General features: G+C 61.7%; 19 protein-coding genes. 3 read left to right on the top strand and 16 right to left on the bottom strand.

What is annotated here, in order from left to right:
* Window positions 1–56: 56 nt before the first annotated feature.
* The 4 genes from RWM61_RS12485 to RWM61_RS12470 form a co-directional block, all read right to left on the bottom strand.
* Window positions 57–1,484: a nodulation protein NfeD gene (locus tag RWM61_RS12485; protein WP_314001196.1), complete on the bottom strand. Its 1,428-nt coding sequence runs from the start codon at window positions 1,482–1,484 to the stop codon at window positions 57–59.
* A gap of 158 nt (window positions 1,485–1,642) precedes the next feature.
* Window positions 1,643–2,086 (bottom strand): GatB/YqeY domain-containing protein, encoded by a 444-nt coding sequence (locus RWM61_RS12480; protein WP_314001193.1) that lies wholly within the window; start codon window positions 2,084–2,086, stop codon window positions 1,643–1,645.
* A 15-nt stretch (window positions 2,087–2,101) separates the two neighbouring features.
* Window positions 2,102–2,275 carry a 30S ribosomal protein S21 gene (gene rpsU / locus RWM61_RS12475; protein ID WP_005547957.1) on the bottom strand — a complete coding sequence of 58 codons (174 nt, stop codon included), beginning with the start codon at window positions 2,273–2,275 and terminating at the stop codon, window positions 2,102–2,104.
* Between the two features lie 86 nt (window positions 2,276–2,361).
* Window positions 2,362–2,718: a histidine triad nucleotide-binding protein gene (locus RWM61_RS12470; protein WP_314001186.1), complete on the bottom strand. Its 357-nt coding sequence runs from the start codon at window positions 2,716–2,718 to the stop codon at window positions 2,362–2,364.
* Between the two features lie 244 nt (window positions 2,719–2,962).
* Here RWM61_RS12470 and RWM61_RS12465 point away from each other — a divergent pair, with 244 nt between their 5' ends.
* Window positions 2,963–4,294, top strand: coding sequence for an FAD-dependent oxidoreductase (locus RWM61_RS12465; protein ID WP_314001184.1), 1,332 nt, complete (start codon window positions 2,963–2,965; stop codon window positions 4,292–4,294).
* Window positions 4,295–4,395: 101 nt separating this feature from the next.
* Here the strand turns inward: RWM61_RS12465 and RWM61_RS12460 are convergent, their stop codons facing one another.
* From RWM61_RS12460 to addB, 3 genes are all read right to left on the bottom strand, one after another.
* Window positions 4,396–5,115 (bottom strand): hypothetical protein, encoded by a 720-nt coding sequence (locus tag RWM61_RS12460; protein ID WP_314001182.1) that lies wholly within the window; start codon window positions 5,113–5,115, stop codon window positions 4,396–4,398.
* A 119-nt stretch (window positions 5,116–5,234) separates the two neighbouring features.
* Window positions 5,235–9,410 (bottom strand): UvrD-helicase domain-containing protein, encoded by a 4,176-nt coding sequence (locus RWM61_RS12455; RefSeq protein ID WP_314001202.1) that lies wholly within the window; start codon window positions 9,408–9,410, stop codon window positions 5,235–5,237.
* The gene (gene addB / locus RWM61_RS12450) at window positions 9,394–12,999 is read right to left on the bottom strand and encodes a helicase-exonuclease AddAB subunit AddB (RefSeq protein WP_314001180.1); all 3,606 of its coding nucleotides are present in this window, start codon (window positions 12,997–12,999) and stop codon (window positions 9,394–9,396) included. The genes RWM61_RS12455 and addB overlap by 17 nt, the downstream gene beginning before the upstream one ends.
* A gap of 194 nt (window positions 13,000–13,193) precedes the next feature.
* Here addB and RWM61_RS12445 point away from each other — a divergent pair, with 194 nt between their 5' ends.
* Window positions 13,194–14,129 (top strand): glycerophosphodiester phosphodiesterase family protein, encoded by a 936-nt coding sequence (locus tag RWM61_RS12445; RefSeq protein WP_314001177.1) that lies wholly within the window; start codon window positions 13,194–13,196, stop codon window positions 14,127–14,129.
* 92 nt (window positions 14,130–14,221) lie between these two features.
* Here RWM61_RS12445 and RWM61_RS12440 read toward each other — a convergent pair whose 3' ends face one another.
* Window positions 14,222–15,634 (bottom strand): class I SAM-dependent rRNA methyltransferase, encoded by a 1,413-nt coding sequence (locus tag RWM61_RS12440; RefSeq protein ID WP_314001175.1) that lies wholly within the window; start codon window positions 15,632–15,634, stop codon window positions 14,222–14,224.
* A gap of 177 nt (window positions 15,635–15,811) precedes the next feature.
* Here RWM61_RS12440 and RWM61_RS12435 point away from each other — a divergent pair, with 177 nt between their 5' ends.
* Window positions 15,812–16,804, top strand: a complete 993-nt coding sequence (locus tag RWM61_RS12435) for a Na/Pi symporter (protein WP_314001172.1) — start codon at window positions 15,812–15,814, stop codon at window positions 16,802–16,804.
* Here the strand turns inward: RWM61_RS12435 and deoC are convergent.
* From deoC to RWM61_RS12395, 8 genes are all read right to left on the bottom strand, one after another.
* Window positions 16,728–17,459, bottom strand: coding sequence for a deoxyribose-phosphate aldolase (gene deoC, locus RWM61_RS12430; RefSeq protein ID WP_314001170.1), 732 nt, complete (start codon window positions 17,457–17,459; stop codon window positions 16,728–16,730). The genes RWM61_RS12435 and deoC overlap by 77 nt on opposite strands.
* The gene (locus RWM61_RS12425) at window positions 17,452–17,889 is read right to left on the bottom strand and encodes an NUDIX domain-containing protein (RefSeq protein WP_314001168.1); all 438 of its coding nucleotides are present in this window, start codon (window positions 17,887–17,889) and stop codon (window positions 17,452–17,454) included. The genes deoC and RWM61_RS12425 overlap by 8 nt, the downstream gene beginning before the upstream one ends.
* Before the next feature lie 154 nt (window positions 17,890–18,043).
* Window positions 18,044–19,405: a tRNA (N(6)-L-threonylcarbamoyladenosine(37)-C(2))-methylthiotransferase MtaB gene (mtaB, locus tag RWM61_RS12420; RefSeq protein ID WP_314001166.1), complete on the bottom strand. Its 1,362-nt coding sequence runs from the start codon at window positions 19,403–19,405 to the stop codon at window positions 18,044–18,046.
* Between the two features lie 2 nt (window positions 19,406–19,407).
* Window positions 19,408–20,181: a 16S rRNA (uracil(1498)-N(3))-methyltransferase gene (locus RWM61_RS12415; protein ID WP_314001164.1), complete on the bottom strand. Its 774-nt coding sequence runs from the start codon at window positions 20,179–20,181 to the stop codon at window positions 19,408–19,410.
* A gap of 66 nt (window positions 20,182–20,247) precedes the next feature.
* Window positions 20,248–20,922, bottom strand: a complete 675-nt coding sequence (locus RWM61_RS12410) for a site-2 protease family protein (protein WP_314001162.1) — start codon at window positions 20,920–20,922, stop codon at window positions 20,248–20,250.
* Between the two features lie 4 nt (window positions 20,923–20,926).
* A complete protein-coding gene (gene prmA / locus RWM61_RS12405; protein ID WP_314001160.1) occupies window positions 20,927–21,901 on the bottom strand; it encodes a 50S ribosomal protein L11 methyltransferase in 975 nt (324 codons plus the stop codon).
* Between the two features lie 196 nt (window positions 21,902–22,097).
* Window positions 22,098–22,298 (bottom strand): hypothetical protein, encoded by a 201-nt coding sequence (locus RWM61_RS12400; RefSeq protein WP_314001158.1) that lies wholly within the window; start codon window positions 22,296–22,298, stop codon window positions 22,098–22,100.
* Between the two features lie 18 nt (window positions 22,299–22,316).
* Window positions 22,317–22,478 carry a YfhD family protein gene (locus tag RWM61_RS12395; protein ID WP_314001156.1) on the bottom strand — a complete coding sequence of 54 codons (162 nt, stop codon included), beginning with the start codon at window positions 22,476–22,478 and terminating at the stop codon, window positions 22,317–22,319.
* Window positions 22,479–22,599: the final 121 nt, after the last annotated feature.

Raw genomic sequence — 22,599 nt, 5'->3', positions numbered from 1 at the left:
CGGCGCTTTTTTGCTCAAAGCTCAAATTACTTCATTACAGGAATGGCTCCTCATTATTATTCATTGTAGTCATTGCGCAGTTCTCTGACGACCACGCGCGTTCCTTCCACCTTGGACACGATAACCGGGCGGCCGCTCGCGATGAAGGTGCCTTCGGTCACGGCATCGATCCGTTCCCCGTCGATCTCGATCGTTCCGGCCGGACGGAGCGTCGTCACCGCCACGCCTTGGCGTCCGGCCAGCATCGGGCGGGAATCTCCGGACACATACCCTTCTTCCGTCGTCAGCCGATCCCGCAAAATAAATTTGTTCCATATGCCCCGGCGCCGGAACACATATGCCACAACCGCAACGACGATCGCCGCCAGCACGAAGGCGAACGTCAGCGATTGCACCGCGCTTCCGGTATCGTAAGCGGCCGTTGCCACCCCGCCGACGAGCGAGACGACGCCCAGGATGCCCAGGATGCCGAAGCTCGGGACAAACAGCTCGAGAATCAAAAGCGCCACCCCGGCCACGAACAGCACGATCGATTCCATCCCCGCAAACCCCGCGACATATTGGCCGAAAAAGTACAGGCCGAACGCGATCAGCCCGACGATGCCCGGCACGCCGAAGCCCGGTACAAGCAATTCGATCGCAAGGCCGGCGATGCCCAGTAAGAAGAGAATGAACATGACCTCAGGCTTCGTCAGCCAGCCGGCGATCCGTTCGGACACCGTCGGATCGATCTCGACTGTCGTCCGGTTCTCCAGACCGAGCCACGCAATCGTCTCTTCCACGGTTGCCGCCAGATAGTCGGCGTAGCCGATCTTCTGCGCTTCAGAGGCGGTAAGCGTCAGAATCTCTCCCCGCTCCTTCGTCGTGTCCAGCTTCTCGAGCTCGATCCGCTGGCCCGGATCCGCCATCGCAATCGCGACATCCGGGTCCCTGCCGCGGAACTCGGCGGCTTTGCGCATCTCTCCCGCCCAATAGGAAACAGTCTTCGGATTGTCGACCAGCTCGCCGCTTCCGTCTACTACGGCCGCCGCGCCGATCGTGCTGCCCGGCTGCATGACGATCGTTTCCGCATTCAGCGCGATGTAAGTGCCGGCCGAAATCGCCTTGCCCTCGACAAAAGCGACCGTCGGCACTTTGCTGCCCCGAATCAACTCACCGATGTCGCCCGCCGTGTCCACCCGCCCGCCGAGCGTATTGATCACCAGTACGATCCGTTCGGCATCGGCCTCCTCCGCTTCGCGGTAAGCCCTTTCCAGAAACGACCGAAGTCCCGATTCGACCGTTTGCCTGATCGGCACGACATAGACGGCCGTTCCCGCTGAGCCTTCAGCCCCGGAACCGTTGTCCGCTTTGTCCGCCGCGCCCACAACCGCTTCCGCATCCGCTGCCGCCCAAACTCCCGACGCAAGCGCTCCCGTTCCCGCAGCCGTCATCCATAATGCCGCCATGAGCAGCACAAGTCTTGCCGCCGGCAATCTCCGCACGTTTTGCCCCCCTCAAGACGCGACTTTGTTGCTCCCTCTAATACGTCCTATGCTTTCCACCGTTTCAACATTCCATTGCCGAAAACGCGGAACACACTCGAATCTCGTCGAAATACGCAGAAAAGCACCTCCTTTCGGAAGTGCTTTTGCTTGCGATGTTATGGAAGAAACTGCTGCACGAGCTGATTTACTAGTTTACCGTCAGCGCGGCCTTTCACCTGAGGCATCAAGGCTGCCATGACTTTTCCCATATCGGCTTTGGAAGAAGCACCGGTTCGCTGGATGGTCTGCTTTACGATCTCTTTCACTTCTTCTTCCGTCAATTGTTCGGGAAGGTATACACTAATAATATCTATTTCGGCGGCCACATTCTCCGCTAAGTCTTCGCGGCCCGCTTTCCGGAATTCTTGGAGGGAATCTTTACGTTGTTTGATCTCGCGACTTAAGATATCAAGCACCTCGTTGTCGTCGAGCGTCCGCTTCAACTCAATTTCTTGGTTTTTGATCGTCGCCCGAACCATCCGAATCGTGGAGAGCTTGAATTTATCCTGGCTCTTCATCGCCTGCTTCATATCGTCGCTTAATCGTTCGGTAAGGTTCATCGTGAGAGGATCCTCCTAAAACTTTCTCTTGCGCGCAGCCTCGGACTTCTTCTTGCGCTTGACGCTAGGCTTCTCATAATGCTTGCGTTTTTTGACCTCGGCCAAAACGCCGTCCTTCGCGATGGAACGCTTGAAGCGACGAAGTGCAGCATCAATGGTCTCGTTTTTGCGAACTTTTGTTTCAGACACCAGTTTTCCCTCCCTCCGAAACAGACCGTTCCAGAACAATAAACACGGTTATCAAACTTCATTATATGGTATTGCAAAAGCCAGTGTCAACTCACATCGCCGGACACCAGCGTCCCCAGCTTGCGGCCTCCGATCAAATGGACGTGCAGATGATAGACGACCTGGCCGCCGTCCTTGTTGACATTGTTCACAAGCCGGTAGCCGGCCTCCGCAATGCCGAGCTCCCGGGCGATATGGCGCGCGGCCGCAAATAGCTCGGCGATCAGCGCCGCATCCGACTCCCCGACCTCGTTCATTGTCGGAATATGCTTTTTCGGAATGATCAGCACATGGACCGGCGCAGCCGGCTGAATGTCATGAAACGCGAGCACCGTATCGTTTTCATACACCTTTTTCGAAGGGACGGTCCCCTCGACGATTTTGCAAAAAATACATTCCGTCATGACACAGCCTCCTTCCGATTATGTAAACCGTTGCGCTGCCGCAAGCGGTTATCTCCCTCACATTGTAGCCGAAAAAGAGAACCCTCGTCCAACATTCCACTCGCTGCGACAGGCCGGCGGCGGCGCGATCGTTCTCATTTTGATCAGACTATCAGTCTAAATCGGCATGGATTGCGGTTGATGCCGCGATTATAATTGAAAGTAATCGAGGATATAAGCAGAATTGATAATTGGAGGAAAGCAGATGAGAGTGGCAGTCATCGGCGGAGGCCTTGCCGGCCTGACCGCGGCGGCTTATTTATCGGAGCAGTCCGGTATCGAAGGCGTGCTGTTCGAACGCAGTCCGCAGCTCGGAGGCCGCGCGTTTACATATGAGAAAGCCGGCTTTACGCTCAATTACGGGGCGCATGCCATTTATGGCTTGGACCGGCACACCATTTCCAGCTTGGAGAAGGAGCTCGGCCTGTCGTTCGGCAGCCGCCAGGTAGACAAGCGCCGAGTCATGTACGAGAAAGGCGACCGGCTGACGCCGGCGCCGCTCGATTTCATCAATCTCGTCAAAACCGATATTCTGAACGCCAAGGAAAAGGTGCGTTTCGCTGCGGAAATCGCGGCGATTATCGCCAATATCCATCAGGTCAAAAATTACGCCACACTGGGCGAGTACCTGGCCGAATCCGGCGCCGACGAGCAGGTCAAGGAATTGTGGGAGCATCTCGTATGCTCCAACTTCTTCATTACGCCCGAGGACGCGCGCAAGGTGCCCGGTCATGTGATCAGCGCCTACTATCACAACCTGTTCCTCTCCCAGCGGCCGGTGAATTACATTCTCGGCAGTTGGGCGGTCATTACGGACCAGCTGAAGCTGAAAATGGAGACGTCCGGACGCTGGCGGCTCGCGCTTCAGGAGGGCGTCGACGGCATCCGTTACGAGAACGGCCGTTACCTGCTGAAGACGAAAACCCGCGAAGAGACGTTCGACAAAATTATTTTCGCGATGCCGGTGCAGCAGATCATCAAATTGCTGAAGGGCACCCCGTGGGAGCCATTCATGGCGCCGTACGAGAACAACCGGGCCACAGAGGTGATGGTGTATGACGTCGGCTTGAGCCGGGTCGTCGGCCGGCCGTTCAGCTATATCAGCGACATGAACAACAAAATGTTCATCACCGATGTATCCGCGACCGACCACACGCTCGTTCCGGAAGAAGGCCAGCTGCTGCAAGGCATCGCTTATCTGTCCGACGAATCGTTCCCGGACGAGGCCGACCGCAAGGCTTATTTGGAAGAGCGGACGGCGCAAATGGAAGCGCTGTTCGACAAGCATTATCCCGGCTGGCGGGACGCGGTGGCGGTCAAGCGGGTCTCGAAGAAAGCGATGGTGCAGAGCGTCAAAAATGTGGCCGGCAACCGGCTGCTGCCGATTCGCGTCGAAAGCGCCCCGTTCTATTTCTGCGGCGACGGCTGCGAAGGCAAAGGCGAGCTTGCGGAGCGCGCATTCTCCAGCGCCCGCCGCGCGGCGGAGCTGCTTGCGGCGGATTTGAACCTGCACAAACAGGCTGTAGGCACGCGGTGAGAAAACCTCCATCGATCCTCTCGATGATGAGCGGGCGCGTTCAAATGATAAAACGGGACTTCCCCCAGGGGAAAGTCCCGTTTGCGTGTTTGCTGCCGCGGCTATTCGGCAGCCTGGTACGGCGGCAGCGCGTTTGCGCTAATCGCGTCGGCAAGCCCGTAGGCGACGTCCACCCAATCTCCGCCTGCCGCGACTTGCCTGGCTTCGTTAGAACCGGACTCCGATTTGAAAACCAAAGGCCCTGCGGTCTCGTTCAGCGTCTTAAAAGATTGCCGGAGCATCGCAATGTAGGCTTGTTCTTCCGCCGTGAACGGCTCCGAATGATTGCCGATTCCGATAAGCGCCTCGCTTGCCCCGTTCATGAAAGCGGCCGCTTTGTCCAGACGGCCGCCGAGCGGCTCACGTCCGTTCTGTCCGTCCGCGGCCGACAGCAATCCGGTCATACGCTCGGCCGCATTCATCGTAAGCCGGGCAAGATTTTGCTTGGTGAGCATTCGATCCTCCAGGGAAAGATCCCGGGCCAATCGGTCCAGTTCCGATCGGATGTCCGCGAGATCATTCCGGAGGAAGGTGCCGGTCTCGATAATCCCGCGCCCCGCGTCGGCCTGCCGATCGGCGCCGTTTTGTAAATATTTAGCAAATAGCGATACATTGCCCATCAGGCTGATGACCAGCAGTATCAGGAAGATCGGTGTAAAAATCGATCGTTTGTTGTCCGCGTCGGCGTAACGTCTCGCCGGTTCGCCGGATCGGCCGGCGTCGACCGCTCTCGGTTCAACCGCGACTTGATTTTCATCTCTCTGCGTACCGTTCGCACCCATCTGTTTCTCCCCTTCCTACAGCAGTGTACCACGCCGGCTGCATCGTTTCCAGCCTTACGCGGCTTCCCGCTCCGGAAGGCTGGGCGCGGCGGGGCGACGGTCAGCAGCTCCCGCAGCCGTTATTCCGACGGGTAGGGGCACAATCGAACCGATTGCCCGCCATCGAAGAAAAAGACGTGACATTCCGTCACAGGCCGTCCAAGAATACGGCCGACCGCCTCGGCGTATAACTCCAGCTGGAACCGATGGCGCTCAGCCGTCTGTTCCCAGTCCTTCATGTAAATCCGGTCCGTCTTGTAATCCAACAGCACAAGGCCCCGCTCGTCCTCGAACAGGCAGTCGACAACGCCCTGAATGAACACCGGCTCCCCGGACACAGACGGGTCCGCGGCCGCCGCCCGATGCACACGGCCTGCAGGCAGGGTGCAGCTGAAAGGCAGCTCCCGCTTGACCCACATCGCGCCGGCCAGCCGGCTGCCCAATTCTCCGGCAAAAAACGCGGCGATCGATGCGGTATCGACCGCCTCGGCCTGCGCCGGAGTCAACAGCAAACGGCCGACCATTCCTTCCACGAAAGCGCGTATCGACTCCTCATCCTTCGGGCCCCCCACCGGAATCGACTGCATAACCAGATGGCTCACGGTGCCCTTCTCGGCCGCCGTGAGCGCCTTCCGTTCCATGAACCGCGGCCGGCGCAGCCTGAACGTGTATGAACCGTCGCCGGGGGACGACCTGCTTCCGGCAAGCGGCGGCCGATTCGCGGACGTCCATTCCGTTACCGCCTCCTCATAGCGCTCCGCATCGGCTTCATGCTGCGCTTCCGCAATGATCCGCTTCATCTCGGTCACAGACGTCTTCGCCGCGACGGCGGTCGCCGCCTGCAGCGGATAACGCCAGGACAGCCGTTCCTCAACCGTCCCTGCAGCCGGGGTTCCTGGCAGCGGCACCGCCGCTTCGATCGCCCCAAGCCGTTCGCGAATCGCCGCCTCAGCCGACTTGTCAGGCTCGGAAGTCGCCGCCGCTTCGACGCCGAGCAGCGCGGCCGGCGCAACGCCGAAGCGCCAGCCTTTTACGGCAGCCGCCTCACCATGGACATCACCGTGTCCGTCATCCTGGCCGCCACCGTAGCCGTCATCGTTGTCGGCGCCATCGCCGCCGGCGTTCACCGTCTCCGCCGCTTCTCCGATCGACTGCTGCAGCGGCGCGCCCCGTCTCACGACCAGCGGCATAATCCAGTCCAGAAACCGGCGTGCGGATGCCGCCTGATGATCCGGCAGCCGTCCGGCCGTTGCGACCGCTTCCGCAACGCCGCTCCAGCGGTCGACGGCTTTGTCCGCGTCGGCGACCGTGCCGAGCAGGAACATTTTCTCCTTCGGCCGCGTCATCGCGACGTACAGCACCCGCATCTCCTCGGCCAGCGTCTCCATCCGCATCCGCCGGCGGACGGCCAAATACGGCAGCGTCGGATAACTGACCCGAAGGCCGGCATCGACCAGCCTGGGGCCGAAGCCGAGCTGCTTGTGGAGGAGAAACGGGCCGTTCAAATCCTGCATGTTGAACGTTTTGCCCAGGCCTGCGACGAACACGACAGGAAACTCCAGGCCCTTGCTTTTGTGGATCGACATGATCCGAACGACGTCCTCCTGTTCGCCCAGCGCGCGCGCCGTGCCGAGATCGCCTCCGCTGTCCCTCATCCGTTCGATGAACCGGAGAAAACGGAACAAACCGCGAAACGAGGTCGCTTCGTATTGCCTGGCCCTGTCATGCAGCGCGCGCAAATTCGCTTGGCGCTGCACGCCGCCCGGCAAGCCGCCGACGAAGTCGTAAAAGCCGGTTTCCCGGCAAATCCCCCACAGCAGCTCGGCGAGCGAGCCCTGACGGGCTTCGTTGCGCCAGCGCTCCAGCCGGTCGAGAAAGGAAGCGAGCTTCCCCCGGATTCCTTCTTCCACAAGCAAATCGTCCGCAGCCTTGCGCACCGCCTCGTAATAGGAGCCATCGCCGGCATACACCCGAATCTTCGCCAGCTCCTCGGCCGTCAACCCGAAAATCGGCGAACGGAGCGAGCCGGCGAGCGGAATATCCTGGAACGGATTGTCGATCACCCGCAGCAGCGAAAGCATGATTTCGACCTCGGTCGCCTCGAAATAACCGGTGTTCAGCTCGGCGTATGCTGGAATGCCGTGGGCCTGCAGCTCCTCCACCAATATGGGAGCCCATTGCTGAGTCGCGCGAAGCAGAATGACGATATCGCGCCAAGCCGGCTTCCGGTAAGCGCCCAGTCTGCCGTCGTATACACGGAACGGCTTCTCGCCTCCCGAATTGCCTTCCATCAACGTGCGGATGCGCCGGGCGATCCAGCGGGCTTCCAGCTGCGCCGTCTGCATATCGGCCGCCGCTTCCGCCGCCGCCGAACGATCGGCCGCTTCTTCTCCGTCATCGGCATCATCCTCCGCGCGATCTTCAGCCACGGCGGACGAGCCGCGGTCGATCAGCGCGCACTCGACCTCGAACCGGTCGCCGGCGGCGGCGTCGGCCGCCGGATAGCGTGCTCCGCATACGAGCTCCGCGCTGCGGTCGTAAGTCATTTCGGCGACCGCCTCGTGCATGATCGAGCGGAACACATCGTTCACACCGTTCACCACCTCGGCGCGGCTGCGGAAATTGCGGGCCAGATCGATGCGCATGCCTTGCTGCCGTTCGGCGCCGTCTCCCGCACCGTCCCGCAGGGCGGCGCGATCGCTTCCGATGCCTTCCCGCGCATCGCCGCCGCTTTCCGCGCATACGCCGGCAGCGCCATCACCAGCGCCAGCGCCTTCAGCGCCTTGCCCGCCATCGCCAACGCCATCGCCGATACTGCCGATATTGCCGATATTGCCGATATTGCCGGCACCGCCTCCGCCGTAAGCCTTGTACTTGGCGAGAAACAGATTCGGCTCGGCCAGCCGGAACCGGTAAATGCTCTGCTTGACGTCGCCGACCATGAACCGGTTGCCCGGGCCCGGACGGCTGATCAGCTCGACGATCGCCTCCTGCACCATGTTCGTATCCTGATACTCGTCGAGCAAAATTTCGTCGAACTGCCGGCGGTATTCCTCAGCCGCCGCCGAGGGAACCGCCGCCTCCGCCGTCGAAGCCGGATCGCGCAGTATGCGCAGGCAGTAATGCTCCAGATCGCCGAAATCGAGCAGGCCTTTCCTGCGCTTTGCCGCCTCGTACCGCTCTCCGAAGCCGATGACCAGCTCGGCAAGCGCGCCCATCAGGGGCGCCAATTCGCGCATTTCCGCCGCGAACTCGTCCGGCGTCCGCCGGAAAAGCTCCTCGCCCAGCGCGGAGACGGCGTCCTTCGCCTGCTCGCGCAGCGTCTTGACGCGCTCCTGCAGCGCCTTATCGACGTCGTCGCCTTTAACCGGCTTCAGCTTCCCGAATGCCGCCGATTGAAATACAGCCGAACACGCCGTCCACGGCTCCTCCCGGACCGTCCGCAGCAGCTTGCGTACTTCCGCCAGATCGCCGGCCAGCGTATCGACGTACGCAGCCGGGCCGCCCGGCTTGCGGGCAGCCTCCATCGCCTGCTCCAGCAGCGCGGCGGCGCCCTCCAGCGCCAACCGGACGTCTCCCTTCAAGCACCGCACCCACTCGCTTTGCTCAAGTGCCCCCGCGTCCGGAACGTCGAAGGCGGCGGCCGCTTCGCGCAGCCAGAGCTCCGGCCAGGGATGGCTTCGCGAGAAGTCGTACAGCTCATGAACGAGCTTTGCCAGCGGTTCGTCCCCGCGCTCGCCGCCGAACGCGTCGGCAAGCAGCACAAAATCCCCGCCGGCGCCGGCGTCCGCGTAACGCTCTTCAAAAAGATCGTCCATCGTCTCGATCCGCAGCAGCTCGGCTTCCGTCTCGCCCGCGATCCGAAAGCCGGGATCGAGTCCGATCAGCGGATAGAACCGGCGGATAACGTCAAGGCAGAAGGAATGGAGCGTCGTAATCGACGCCCGGTTCATGAGCGCCAGCTGGCGGCGCAGATGGTCCGAATCGGGATTGGCGTCGAGCGCCTTCTCCAGCGCGATCCGAATCCGCTCCTTCATTTCCGAAGCGGCGGCCTTGGTGAAGGTGGCGACGAGCAGCCGGTCCACGTCGGTATCGCGCGAGATTTTGCGGATGATCCGCTCGACGAGCACCGCCGTTTTGCCCGATCCGGCCGCAGCGGCAACGAGCATATTCCTCCCGCCGCCTACAATCGCGCGCCATTGGTCATCCGTCCACGTACTGCCCGCCGGCTTCAGCTCCTCAATGATCGGCTCCATCGCTTCCGCTCCTTCCTTTCTGGTGTTCCTTCTGTCCGTCGGCTTCGGCCGATCCTTCCTCCCCGTGCCGTCCGTCATGCGCAAGCGCGTCCTTCCGCAGCTGCTCCCAAATCTGTTCCTTCGGCGGCTTGGCAAGCTTCACATAGCCGTTGCCGTCGAACAGCGGGTCAAAATGGCACACCGGCTTGTAAGAGCAGAACCGGCACGGGCTTTTGTTCCCCTGCCGATAAGGCGCAATCGCCACCTCGCCGTCCATGATCCGCCCGCCGATCCGGGTGATCGTGCGGCGCACCGAGCGGCGCAGCACCTCCCATTGGTCGCGGGTAACGACCGAGGAGGTGCCGTAAAAGCCGCCGTCCTTCTTCAAGGCGACCGGAAGCAGCTCCGAATGCCCGCTCTCAAGCGCGCCGTCCATCAAGCGCACCGCATTCTCCTCGGCAAGCAGCAGGCCTTTCGTCTTGAACCGCTTCAGCATTTGCTGCCGCGCCTCCGGCTCCGTCAAGCCGTTCGGCGCCGAGAGCAGCGGATTATGCACGTGAAAATAAAGCACGCCCGCAGGCAGCGCCGGCTTGCCGAGCCAGCCGGCGGCATGCGTGAGCACCACGTCGAGATAGGTCAGCATTTGCAGCGTCAGGCCATGCATCACGTTCTCAAGCCGCAGCGACGTCGCCGACGATTTATAGTCCAGAATGCGCAGCAGCAAGCCTTCGTCCGTCTCCGCCGCATCGACCCTGTCGATCCGGCCGATCAGCTCCATCGTCCGTCCGCCGCCCGCCGGCAAAACAAGCGGCGGCAGAACGCCGTCCCGCCCGAAGCCGACCTCGAGGCCGACGGGCCTGAAATGGGCGCGCCGCGCATGCTCGCCCAATATCAACGCCGCCTGGGCGACGATGGCCTTCAGCTTCTGCGCGATATATCCGTACCGGTTGCTGCTAAGCAAAATTTGCGACTGCAGCCGCGGCACAAGCTCGTCGACCGCGGCGGCGGCGGCGGCGCGCACCGACTCGGGCGGCAGCGCGCCGAACCCGTCGCCTTGCCCCGCCACCAGCCGCGTCAAAGCGGCGTGAAACAGCTGTCCGATATCGGGCGCCTCCAGGCGGAACAGCTGCCGCTCCTTCAGCCGCAGCCCATGGATCGCAAAATGCTGGAACGGACATGACACGAAGCGCTCCATACGGGATACGCTTGCCTGCAAATGATCGCCGTACAGCTGCCGCGCCGTTTCTCTCGACAGGTACGTTTCTTCATTGCGGTACGTCAAAGCCGCCGCGGCGACCGCCAGCCGGCGGCGCCATTCCGGACGCGACGCATACCAGTTGTACACATCCCGCCAGAGCCCCGCCATCGGCGCTCCTTGCTTCCAGGCGCTCAGCTGGGCTACGAGAAACGACAGCGTCCGCTCCGGATGGCGGATGAACTTGAGCTGCTCGTCCTCCGCCATCCGCACGGCGGGCTCACCCGTCTCCATCCCTTCCGGAATGCCCGGAAACAGCAGCTTGATATGGCGTATCACCTCGGACGGATGCAGGCTTTTGCCCTCTTCGTCCGAGAGCGCGTAGCTGATCCACAAATGCTTGCAAGGTGTCGTCAAGGCGTTGTAGATCAGGAATCGTTCATCCAAAAGCCTTCTCCGCACGCCGGGCGCCGTCCGGATGCCGCCGTCCGCCAGCCGTTCGCGCTCCTCCTCGGTCAGAATGCCGTCCTCCTGCACGCGCATCGGCAGCACACCGTCGTTCGCGCCCAGCACATAACAGACATGAACGGTGCCCGAGCGCGTCCGGTCCATGCTGCCGACGAGCACCTGATCGATCGCCGGCGGCACGGAGGCCAGCTTCAGGCTGTCAAGTCCCGTCTCCACGATGCCGGCAAACAGCTCGGCCGGCATCGTCTCCTCGCCAGCCATCTCGACAAGCTGATCCAGAAGCGACATAACGCCGTCCCACAATTGGCGATGCTCCCGGGCGCAGCGCACATCGCGGCTTTCCAGCGACTCGCGGCTCCAGCGCTCCAGCCGGTCGGCGGCGTCGATGCCGTCGAGCAGCTTATATAACGCTTCGCACATCTCCCGCACGTCGGCCGCTTTCTTAAGCGCCTGTTCGAACCTAAGCAGCGGCCTCACCACAGTATCGCGGCACGCAAGCAGCCGTTCAAACCCGGTGGGATCAACCGCGCGAGCGTCGGCCGGATCGTCCTCGAGCGCGCCCTGCATGAGAGGCTGCCAGCTTTTTTCGTCGAGCCAACGCCAGCCGTCGATGCCCGCGGCCAGCACGTAATTCTCCAGCCGGTCAAGCTCCTCGCGCGTCATATCGCTGTCATTCGGCAGCAGCATCTCCGTCTTGACGCAGCGGAATACGGCCTCATAGCGCCAGCCCTGCGTCACCGTCTCAAGCGCCGAACGGATCAGCTCGACAAGCGGGTGATGCGTCACGCTCCGCTTCTGGTCGAGAAAATACGGGATGCCATAATCGGCGAACACGGCTTCGATATAATCGTTGTAATCGGCGGCGTTGCGCGCCATGACGGCGATATCCCGCCACCGCAGGCCGCCCTGCTGCATCCGCCGCAGCATGTCGCGCGCAACCGCCTCCACCTCCGCGCGCCGGTGAACGGCCGCCTGCAGCGAAACCCCGCAGCGCGGGTCGGCCGGCTCGTACGCCGTTTTATCCGGCACCGGCATCGGCGTCCGATTGCGGTAGTGCCGCTCCAGATGCGCCAGCATCGGGCTGCCCTCAAAACGGTGCGTCGGCTCCCGGTACAGCTCCGCGGCGGGCAGCACGTCAACCCCGCACCGATCCGCCAGCTCTCTTAATTGTATGCAGGTTTCCGCAGTCGAGCGGAACAAGTCGAGCTCATGAGGCCGCTCCCCCGGTCCGTAAGGCCTGTCGAGCGTAAGCGTGACCGAGACGCCGCGGGCGCCGCGCATAATCGCAGCCAGCGCCTCATACTCCTTCGGCGTAAAGCCGTGGAAGCCGTCCACCCAGACCGTCGCTTCACGCAGCGCAGGCACGTCGGCGAACCCCCGCGCCAGCCAATCGAGACAATCCTCCGCGTCTATGTAAAGCCCGGCCAGCGCCGATTCAAGCTCGTTATAAATAAGCCGCACATCATGCAGCTTGAGGTCCAGCAGCGTCGATCCCGACGAAGCGGCGTACATGTCCGAATAAGCCTCCAAACCGGAAGGCGTAACGCCGTAGCGCTTGAATTCGGTCAACAGCTCGTTCAACCGTTCGATGAAGCCGTGCCGCGCCGCGCCGCCTTGGAACAGCTGCAGCCGCGCGCCGAGCCGTTCCACGATTTTGTACAGCATCATGCTCTTGCCGTTCTCTCCGATCGGCACTAGCGCGGTGCCGCCCGTCTCCTGCATGATCCGGAACGCCAGCCGCCTGAAACTCAAGGCTTGCGCCCGAATGGAGCCGGCGAACCCGGGCGTGCGCGCCAACGCGTACTCGGTCTGAAACGTCGCCTGCTCGGGCACCAGCATGATGAGCGGCGCGCCGTCCGGACGCTCCCGCAGCTCGGCGCGGATCTCATCCAGACAGAACCGGGTTTTGCCCGCGCCCGAGCGTCCCAATATAAAACGCAGCGCCATCCGTCATCCCTCCCGCCAGTCCGTATATGCTATTATTCTATCACACACCCGCTAACCTTCCTACCCAAAAAACAAACATCTGTTCGTTACCCGTCCTTTTGAAAAAATTGCCGGCGCCTTCCGCATAACGCGGTCCCGCCATGAAAATCCTAACCAAAAAGGCCGCTTCTCCCTTAAAGGAGGCATGGCTCAACATGCAATCCAACAACCGGCGCATCCTCATATGGGTTGCCGCATTCACCGCCGCCGTCCTTGCCTTGTCGCTCTCATTGGCGGCGGTGCTTTCCTCAACCGGCCCGCACCGCACGGGCGCACCGTCTCCCGTATACGCGACGGTTTCCGCTGCGGCCTCGGCTGCGGCGCCTTCGGCGGGCCTCATTACCGTTGCGCACCGCGGCGCATCGAAGCGGGCGCCCGAGAATACGATGGCCGCGTTCCGCAAGGCGGTCGAGCTCGGCGCCGACATGATCGAATGCGATGTTCAGATGAGCAAGGACGGAACGCTCGTCGTCATCCACGATACGAAAGTGAACCGGACGACGAACGGCAGGGGCAAGGTCCGCAGGCTGACGTTTCGCCGGCTGCGGGCGCTCGACGCCGGCTCGTGGTTCGATACCGCCTACCGCGGCGAGAGAATTCCGTCCCTGGATGAAGTTCTCGCCGCATTCGGCGGCACAACCGGATTGCTGATCGATCTGAAATCGCCCCGGCTGTACCCAGGCATTGAGGCCGCTGTAGCGCGGGCGGTCAAAGCGCGGGGACTGGACCGTCCGGGGCAACGCGGCGTTCTCATTCAATCCACGGACAAGCGGTCATTAAAAAAAATAAAAAAACTCATGCCGCAGATTCCCGTCGCCGTACTGATCAAGAATCCGAGACGGGTAACGGCGGACCGCCTGCTGGAATACCGTACATTCGCCGACGCGCTCCACCCGAAAGCGGCGGGACTCACAAGCTTTTTCGTTGAGCGGGCTCATCGTTACGGCCTGAAGGTGATCGCGTGGGATGCCGAGGGGAAGCATGAAATATCCGCGCTGCTCCGGACCGGCGTGGACGGCGTCATTACGTCCGATCCCCGGAACATACACCTGCCTGCGGACAAGCGCGGCGGCCCGGCGGCGATACGGTGAGAAAAACTTCCGTCGAATTCCGATACGGTAAAAAGCGCTCGGCCTAAGGGTCCAAAGCGCTTTTCGTTATTTCGTTTCGTTGCTTCGTCCCGTTACACGCGGTTACGCACCTCAAATACCGCGAATTTCAAATAATGCCCCTCCGGCACGCCGAGAATGTGCGGGTGATCCTTGCCCGCCGCGCGCCATTCGACGAGCCGCAACATTTTGCCCGCGTCGGCCGCCGCCTCTCCGATCGTCTCGAGAAAAAGGTCGGGCCGCATATGATATGAACAGCTTGCCGTCACGAGATAGCCGCCGTCGTTCACCAGCTTCATGCCCTGCAAGTTAATATCCTTGTAGCCGCGGCATGCGCCCGGCACCGCGCCCTTCGTCTTGGCGAACGCCGGCGGGTCGAGAATGACCACATCCCAGGTGCGGCCATGCCCGGACAGCTTTTTCGACGTATCGATCTTCTTGCCGCCCTCTCCCGCCTGCGCCCGCTCCGCGCGCTCATCCAGCCCCTTCGCCTGCACCCGCAAATAATCGAACGCATCCGCAACGACGAACTCCACCCGGTCGGCGAAGCCGTTGCGCTCCGCATTGCGCTTCGCCGTCTCGACCGCATGCTCCGACACGTCGAGGCAGGTCACCTTTTTCGCCCCGTACTTGCAGGCATGCAGCGTAAAGCTGCCCGTGTGGGCAAAGCATTCCAGCACCGTCGCGCCGTCCCAATAAGGGAAGGTCACGACATTGCCGTTCGCGTTGACGGGGACAAGCGCCCGCCCTTCCCTTGTTTCGACCGGTTCGACGCCCTCAGGCAAGCCGTTCGCGTCCCGCCAATCGAGGCGAATGCCGCCGCGCGCTCCCCAGCCCTTCATCAAAGGGGCGATCGCCGCCCGATTCTCCCGCTGGTCGTAGAAATAGCCCGTTTTCTGGCCGCCTGCGACATCCACCTCGATCGCAATGCCGTTCTCAACGATCGTGACGATGCCCGGCGTTTCCCCGTAAAGCGTCCCGGTCCGCTGCTCCAGCCCTTCCAGCGAGCGGACGCCCACGTCGGATCGTTCATAAATGCTCTGCGGTGCGAACACCTCGACAAGGGCTTCCACGATGATGTCCCGCCGAACGTCCATCCCCAGAGTCAGCAGCTGCACGACGACCACACCCCCGAACCGGTCGACGACCAGTCCCGGCAGAAAATCGGCTTCGCCGTATACGAGCCGGCAATCCCGCGGGTTTTCGACGAACCGCTCGCGGTGTCGCTTGCAGGCTTCGAGCCTTTGCACGAAAAAAGCGCGGTCCATCGCTTCAAGCGGGCCGAAGGCGACTGCGCGGACCGTTATCTGCGACTGCGGGTTCCAGTAGCCGGTGGCCAGCAGCTTGCCCCGATGGTCGAGGACGGCTACCAGGTCGCCGGGCTGCGCCTCGCCTTCCATCCGTTCGATCTCATTGCCGTAAATCCAAGGATGGCCCTGCTCCAACCGCTTTTTGCGGTTTTTATGTAAATAAACGGTAGCGTTCACGGATTCATCATCCTTTCGGGTTGTTCATGCGCAGTCGGGCGGCGGCTTTACCACCCGCGTCTTCATTGTATGACGCAGGCATGCTTGTCATGCCCGTCCCCGAGGCCGCATATCATGGGATTATCCGTCATGACCGCCGATAACCCGGCCGCCCTATTCCACGGAAGGAGACGAACGATGCTCGCGAACCTTTTGCTGCCGATGCTGTTCGGCTTTGCCGTTTTTATGGCGGGCATGAAGCTGATGGAGCTTGCGCTGCACCGGTGGGCCGGCCCTTACTTGCGCGCGACCCTCGAACGGGCGACCGCCACGCCGATACGCGGCTTCGCCGTCGGTACGGTGACGACGGCGGCGCTGCAAAGCAGCACCGCCGTCACGGTTATTACGATCGGCCTCGTCAATTCCGGCCTCCTGACGTTTCCGAGAACGCTCGGTATCGTGCTCGGATCGAACGTGGGCACGGTTCTGACGACGGAGCTCATCGGACTCAATCTCAGCCGGCTCGCCGTGCCGCTTATGGCGCTTTCCTTCATCGGCTGGCTGGCTTCCGCCTTGCTCTGGGAAGCTTCGCCGCACCGGACCGCCTCGCTCGGCCCCGCCGCCTCGCAACCGGGCTGGTTCACACCGCTGCGCTACGGCTCCGTGGCCGTTTTCGGCTTCTCCCTGCTGCTGCTCGGCATGAACGTCATGCAGTCGGTCGCACCGGCGGTCGAAGCGATGCCGATGTTCGGATGGTTCATCGATCGGGCCGGAGACAGCGTACTGTGGGGCATCGCGGCGGGCGCCGCGATCACGGCCGCCGTTCACAGCAGCGCCGCCGTGATCGCCATGATGATGGGCCTCGCCGCCTTCGGGGCCGTGCCGGTCGAGATCGGCATCGCGGCCGTGCTGGGCGCCAACGTCGGCACCTGCTTCACCGCGCTGCTCGCCTCCATGGGCGGGACGCCGGCCGGCCGGTTCGTCGCTTATGCCCACATCGCGCTGAACGTCGGCGGAACCGTATTGTTCGCGCCGTTCGTCGGCGAACTGACCTCGGCTGTAGGCTGGATTACCGATTCGCCGGCAGCCCAGATCGCGCACGCTCAGACGATCTTCAATATGGTGTCTTCTCTTGCCGCCCTTCCGCTTTGCTACCTGCCGGTATGGAACCGCCGGCCGCTCCGCTTGTAATGGCGACGCCCGCGCTGGTGCCGAGCCGGTTGGCGCCGGCCTCCAGCATGCGGACCGCCGTTTCGGCGTCGCGGATCCCCCCGGAAGCCTTCACGCCGATCCCTTTGGACACGGACTCGCGCATCAGCCGCACATGCGCCAACGTCGCGCCGCCCGGACCGAAGCCGGTCGACGTCTTCACATAATGCGCGCCGGCGGCTTCCGATACGCGGCACGCTTCCGCGATCTGCAAGTCGTCCAGCATGCCGGTTTCCAGAATAACCTTCACGATGGCGCGGCCTTCCACCGCCCGGACGACTGCCGAAATATCCTGCGAAACCGCCCCGAACCGCCCCTGCAGCACAAGTCCCACCGGCAGCACCATATCGATCTCGTCCGCGCCGTCCTCCACCGCCGCCGCGGCCTCAAACGCCTTCGCCTTCGACGCGTTCGCGCCCAGCGGGAAGCCGGCGACGGCTGCGATTTTAACGGGAGAGCCGGCCAGCCGCTCCCGGCAAAAATCGACCCATCCGCCGTTGACGCATACGCTGTAGAACCCGTATTGCAGCGCTTCTTCGCACAGCTTTCCGATCTCGGCCTCCGTGGCGCCGGCCTTCAGCATCGTGTGATCGATGAATCGGGCGATATTCCCGCCCTGCTTCCAATGCTCAAGCATGCCCTTCCACCTCTATTCCAAGTAGTTTCAAAGCTCCCGCCAGGATGCGGTCGTTATTGCCGTAGCCCGATTGCCTCTGCCGCCGCCATGCCTCCTGCGGAGAGAACCATTCGACGCCGCGGATTTCCTCCACCTGCGCCTGGAGCGTGCCTCCCGTGGCTTCGACCAGATAATAATGGACCTCTTTATCGACCGGACCTTTCAAATCGTGCAGATACCGGTATTTGATCTGGTCGATGGGAGCGACGATCCGCCCGGTAAGGCCCGTCTCTTCTTCGATTTCGCGCAGCGCGGTCTGTTCGACCGTCTCGCCGGGCTCCATCTTTCCCTTCGGAAGCGAGATTTTACCGTAACGGTCCTGGATAAGCTGAATTTGCAGCCCCGACTCCGTCGTCCGATAGACGACGCCTCCCGCTGATATTTCCTTCATTACCGCTCCCCCTTTGCGCTTTGCCCGCCTCAAGCCGTTAAGCCTGCCGGAACGCGGCGAACAAAAAGCGACACACTCCCGATGATAGGCAACAAGGACTTCGTCCGATGGCAAACCGAACCGCCGGATGAAATCCCTGCTGCCCGGCGGCCGGTCAGACCGCCGCCGTTGTTTTATCGGCCCCCGTATCGATTGAATCCTCTGCGCCGGCCAGCTCGCCGCGGCACTCGTTGACGCCCGCTTCCGTAATCCGGACGCGGCACACCCGGCCGACCAGCGACTCGTCGCCGTTGAACACGACCTGCAGATAGTTGTCCGAGTAGCCCATCACCAAGCCGGTGCCCGGCGCGCCCTTGTAATCCCGCTCCGGAATGACGGACAGCGTCTGCCCGACGTACGGCTTCGCGTAGGAAAGCTGCATCCGCTCGGAAAGGTCGATCAAACGGTGCACCCGTTCGTTCTTGATGTCTTCCTCGACCTGGTCCTCCATCCGCGCGGCGGGCGTACCGGTCCGTTTGGAGTAAGGGAATACGTGCATCTCCGCAAACTTCATGCGCTCCATGAACCGGTAGCCGTTCTCGAACATCTCGCCCGTTTCGCCCGGGAAGCCTACGATCACGTCCGTCGTAATCGCCACGCCCGGCATCGCCTCGTGAAGCTGTTCGATTTTGGCCGCAAATTCGTCGACCGTGTATTTGCGGCGCATGCGCCTGAGCACCGTGTCATCTCCTGCCTGGAGCGGAATGTGCAGATGACGGCACATTTTGCCCGAGCGGTTCAGCACGTCGATCATTTTGGCGTCGATCTGGCTCGCCTCGATCGAGCTGATGCGGATGCGCTCCAGCCCTTCGATCTTGTCGAGATCCCACAGCAGGTCGGCGAGATCGTAGTTCTCCAGGTCGTCGCCATAGCCGCCGGTGTGGATACCGGTCAGCACGATTTCCTTGTAGCCGGCCGCCGCAAGCTGACGGGCCTGCGCAATGACGCTCTGCGGATCGCGGCTGCGAGAGAGGCCCCGCGACCACGGAATGATGCAGAAGGTGCAGAAGTTGTTGCAGCCCTCCTGTATTTTCAGAAAAGCGCGCGTCCTGTCCGAGAAATCCGGCACGTCGAGCTCCTCGAATTCGCGTGTTTTCATAATGTTGCGAACCGCGTTGACCGGCTTGCGGTCGTTCTGAATGTCCCCGATGTAAGTCATAAGCTTGTCGCGGTCCTGCGTGCCGATCACGAGGTCGACGCCGGGAATGGCCATGATTTCGGCCGGCGACGTCTGCGCGTAACAGCCCGTAACCGCGATGACCGCGTCCGGATTGCGCCGTACGGCGCGCCGGATGATCTGCCGGCTCTTTTTGTCGCCCGTATTCGTGACCGTGCACGTATTGATCAGATAAACATCGGCCGTCGCCGTCTCAAAATCGACCTGCTCGTAGCCGGCGTTCCTGAACAGCTGCCAGATCGCTTCCGTATCGTAAAAATTGACTTTGCAGCCCAATGTATAAAACGCCACGGATGGCATCGTTATTTTCCTCCCATCTCTCCGGATTCGTACATGAGGCACGCGAGCGCAACCATGGCGGCCGTCTCGGTGCGCAGAATCCGCTTGCCCAAACCGACCGTCACGGCGCCGGCCGCTTGCGCCTCGGACGCTTCCCGTTCCGTAAAACCGCCCTCGGGGCCGACGACCACCAGCAGCTTCAGCGCCGACGGGTCGACGGCTTGCGCCAGCGCGGCCTGCAAGGCGTCCCGCAGCCCGCAGCCGGATGAGCCGCCTTCCTTCTCATAGCAGAAAAAAGCGGCGTCATACTGTGCCAGCGAGGCGACAAGCCCGCTCCAGCTCAGCACCGGCTTCACCGCCGGTATGACGCTGCGGTGCGCCTGCTCGGCCGCTTCCTTCGCGATTTTGCGCCAGCGCTCCAGACGCTTGCCTTCCTTGCGTTCGTCGTACTGCACGACCATCCGCTCGGATTGGAACGGCACGAATGCGGCCGCACCGATCTCGGTACCCTTCTGGATAACGAGCTCCATCTTATCGCCTTTCGGCAAACTTTGCGCGACCGTCACCGACCAGCCCGGCTCGCCCGATACCGGGCGAAGCTCCAGAATATCCGCCTCGACCCGGCCGGGCGCAAGCGCGCGCAGCCTGGCGACGGCCTCGCGGCCCTCTCCATCGCTGACGATGATTTCGTCACCCGGCTTCATCCGCATCACCCTGGCCAGGTGATGGGCGTCCTCGCCTTCCAGCGCAACCGTGTGCTCCCCGAACGATTCCGCCGCCACAAAATATCGCTGCATGTCCGTCTACCAACCTTCATCATACACGTTTTAAGGCGCAATCGCCAGAGTGTTTGCCGTTTCCCGTTAATAGAAAAAACCGTAAAAACGAGCGATGCTCGAAATGATCGCCTCGGTCTGATTGAACAGCGGAGTGAGCGTCACCGCGCGCAGGGGCGGGATAAAGACGATCAACAGAAAAAGGAACATGCCCCATTGAACGTTCCGGTCCATTTTCAGGCGGATGCGGTGCGGGACAAGATCCTCAATGATCCGGTAACCGTCGAGCGGCGGCAGCGGAATCAGATTAAATAGAAAAAGGCCGATGTTGAGCACGATCAAATACCGAAGAAACGTTTCGACGGCGTTCTGTACGCCGATGGACGCATCGATCAGCCAACCGGTCTGAAAAACGAGCACGGCGAGCAGAATCCCGACCGCGGCGAGAAACAAATTGCTCAGCGGCCCGACGGCCGAAACGACGATCCCCATGAGCCTCGGGTATTTGAACCGTCCGCGGTTGACGGGTACGGGCTTCGCCCATCCGAAGCCGACGAGAAAAATCAGAATCGTGCCGATAACGTCCAGATGCGCCGCCGGATTCAGCGTTACCCGGCCCGCATCGTACGCGGTATTGTCGCCGAACTTATAAGCGCTGTAAGCATGCGCGAATTCATGAATCGTGAAGGCAAGCACAAGGCTGATGACCACAAACGGAAATTCATCGAGCGGAAACCATAAAAGTCTTTCCAGCCACTCCATTCGCTCACCCCGGCTTTCTCGCCGTGAAGGCGATCCATTTGTCCTCGCGGCTGCGGCTTTCGATGACGAAGCCGGCCGCGGCCAGTCCGTCCGCGACGTCCCGTTCCTTGTTCTCGTAGATGCCGGAGGCGATATAAATGCCGCCGGGCTTCAGAGCCTCGTATACGTCGCCTGTGAACAACAGGATGATTTCGGCCAGGATGTTCGCCACGACGACATCAACCGGCACGGTCACATTGAGCGCTTGTTCGCCCGCCGCTCCGCTGCGGAGGACGCCGAGCAAATCGCTCAAATGCACCTGGATTTGCTCCTCAAGCCCGTTCAAGCGGGTGTTCTCGGCGGCGCTGGACACAGCTACCGGATCCAGGTCCAGCGCAAGCACGCGGCTCGCTCCCAGACGGACGGCGCCGATCGCCAATATGCCCGAGCCGGTGCCCACGTCGATCACCTCTTCACCGCCGCGGACAACCGATTCGAGCGTCCGCAGACAGAGCGCGGTGGTCGGATGCGTGCCCGTTCCGAACGCCATCCCCGGATCGAGCTCGATGATCCGTTCCTCCGCCGACGGAGCGTATTCCTCCCATGTCGGCTTGATCGTCAGCCGCCCGGATACCCGGATCGGCTTGAAATATTGCTTCCAAGCGTTCGCCCAGTCCTCTTCGTCGACGATCGCCTCTTCGATGCGGTACTCTCCCGGATCGATGTCGAAGCCGCGAAGCTCATCGATTCTTGCGGTCAGAATGGCGCGAATCCGCTCCGGATCGGAGCCTTCCAGAAAATAGCCCTTGATGACCGCATGCCCTTCCGGTATATCGTTCAGCGGCGTCTCATACCACTGTCCGAGCGACGTGTCCCGCGGCCGGTTAAGCGAGCCGGATTCCTCGACGGACACGCCGTCCGCATCCAATTCATGCAAAACGTTCGTAATCATCTCGATCGCCTCTTCGGTCGTCGAGATCGTCCATTCATGCCATTTCAACGATATTTGCCTCCCCTGCATCTCCAACGCATGCAATCATTTTACAACAGATGGCGGCTCAGCACAAAAACGTCTCCCTCCCGTTCACGGGAAGGAGATCCGGATGCAGTACAAAAAACATCCCGGATCACCGCCTGCGTGAGGGTCGATCCGGGATGCCTTTGCCGATCAATTTAACAGAAATCGGCCCTGGTATTCAATGCCAATTTGCCGTGCCGCCCGTCTCGCGAATCAGATGCGCCGCCCTCTCGATCACGCCGTCCTCCACACACGCGGAGAACGACATGCCGTCTTCACCGGCCGTCACACTCGTAATTCGCAAAGCCTGAAGCTTCCGCTGCGCTTCGCGGGCTGTCCGTTCCTCGGGAAACGAAGCGTTCAATTCGAACTCTGCCATCATGGCTCCTCCTCGCCGCTACCCGTCGAGTCCCGCCCTGCAATCGGCCGCTTCCGCTCTACGCCGGGCCTCACGGTCGTCTTCGTCAGCCAGCTCCTCGGAAAACTCCACATCCTCGTTCGTTCCGATCGGCAGTCTCCCTCTTGCCGGCCGGTCATCCGGGCGGTTGCGTTTATTCACCAAATGAAATCCCTCCTTCGATAACAAGCGTCATACGCAGTCGACTCAAAGATTAGCATTCGCCGTGCGGCATGATTTATACAAATCCGTTCGGAAGCGTCGAAAAGCAAAAGCCGGCACG

Origin of the sequence: uncultured Paenibacillus sp. (assembly GCF_963515335.1) — a bacterium.
GTDB lineage: Bacteria > Bacillota > Bacilli > Paenibacillales > Paenibacillaceae > Paenibacillus_I.
The sequence above is the reverse complement of the archived record's forward strand: the minus strand, read 5'-3'. Positions and strand labels throughout refer to the sequence as shown.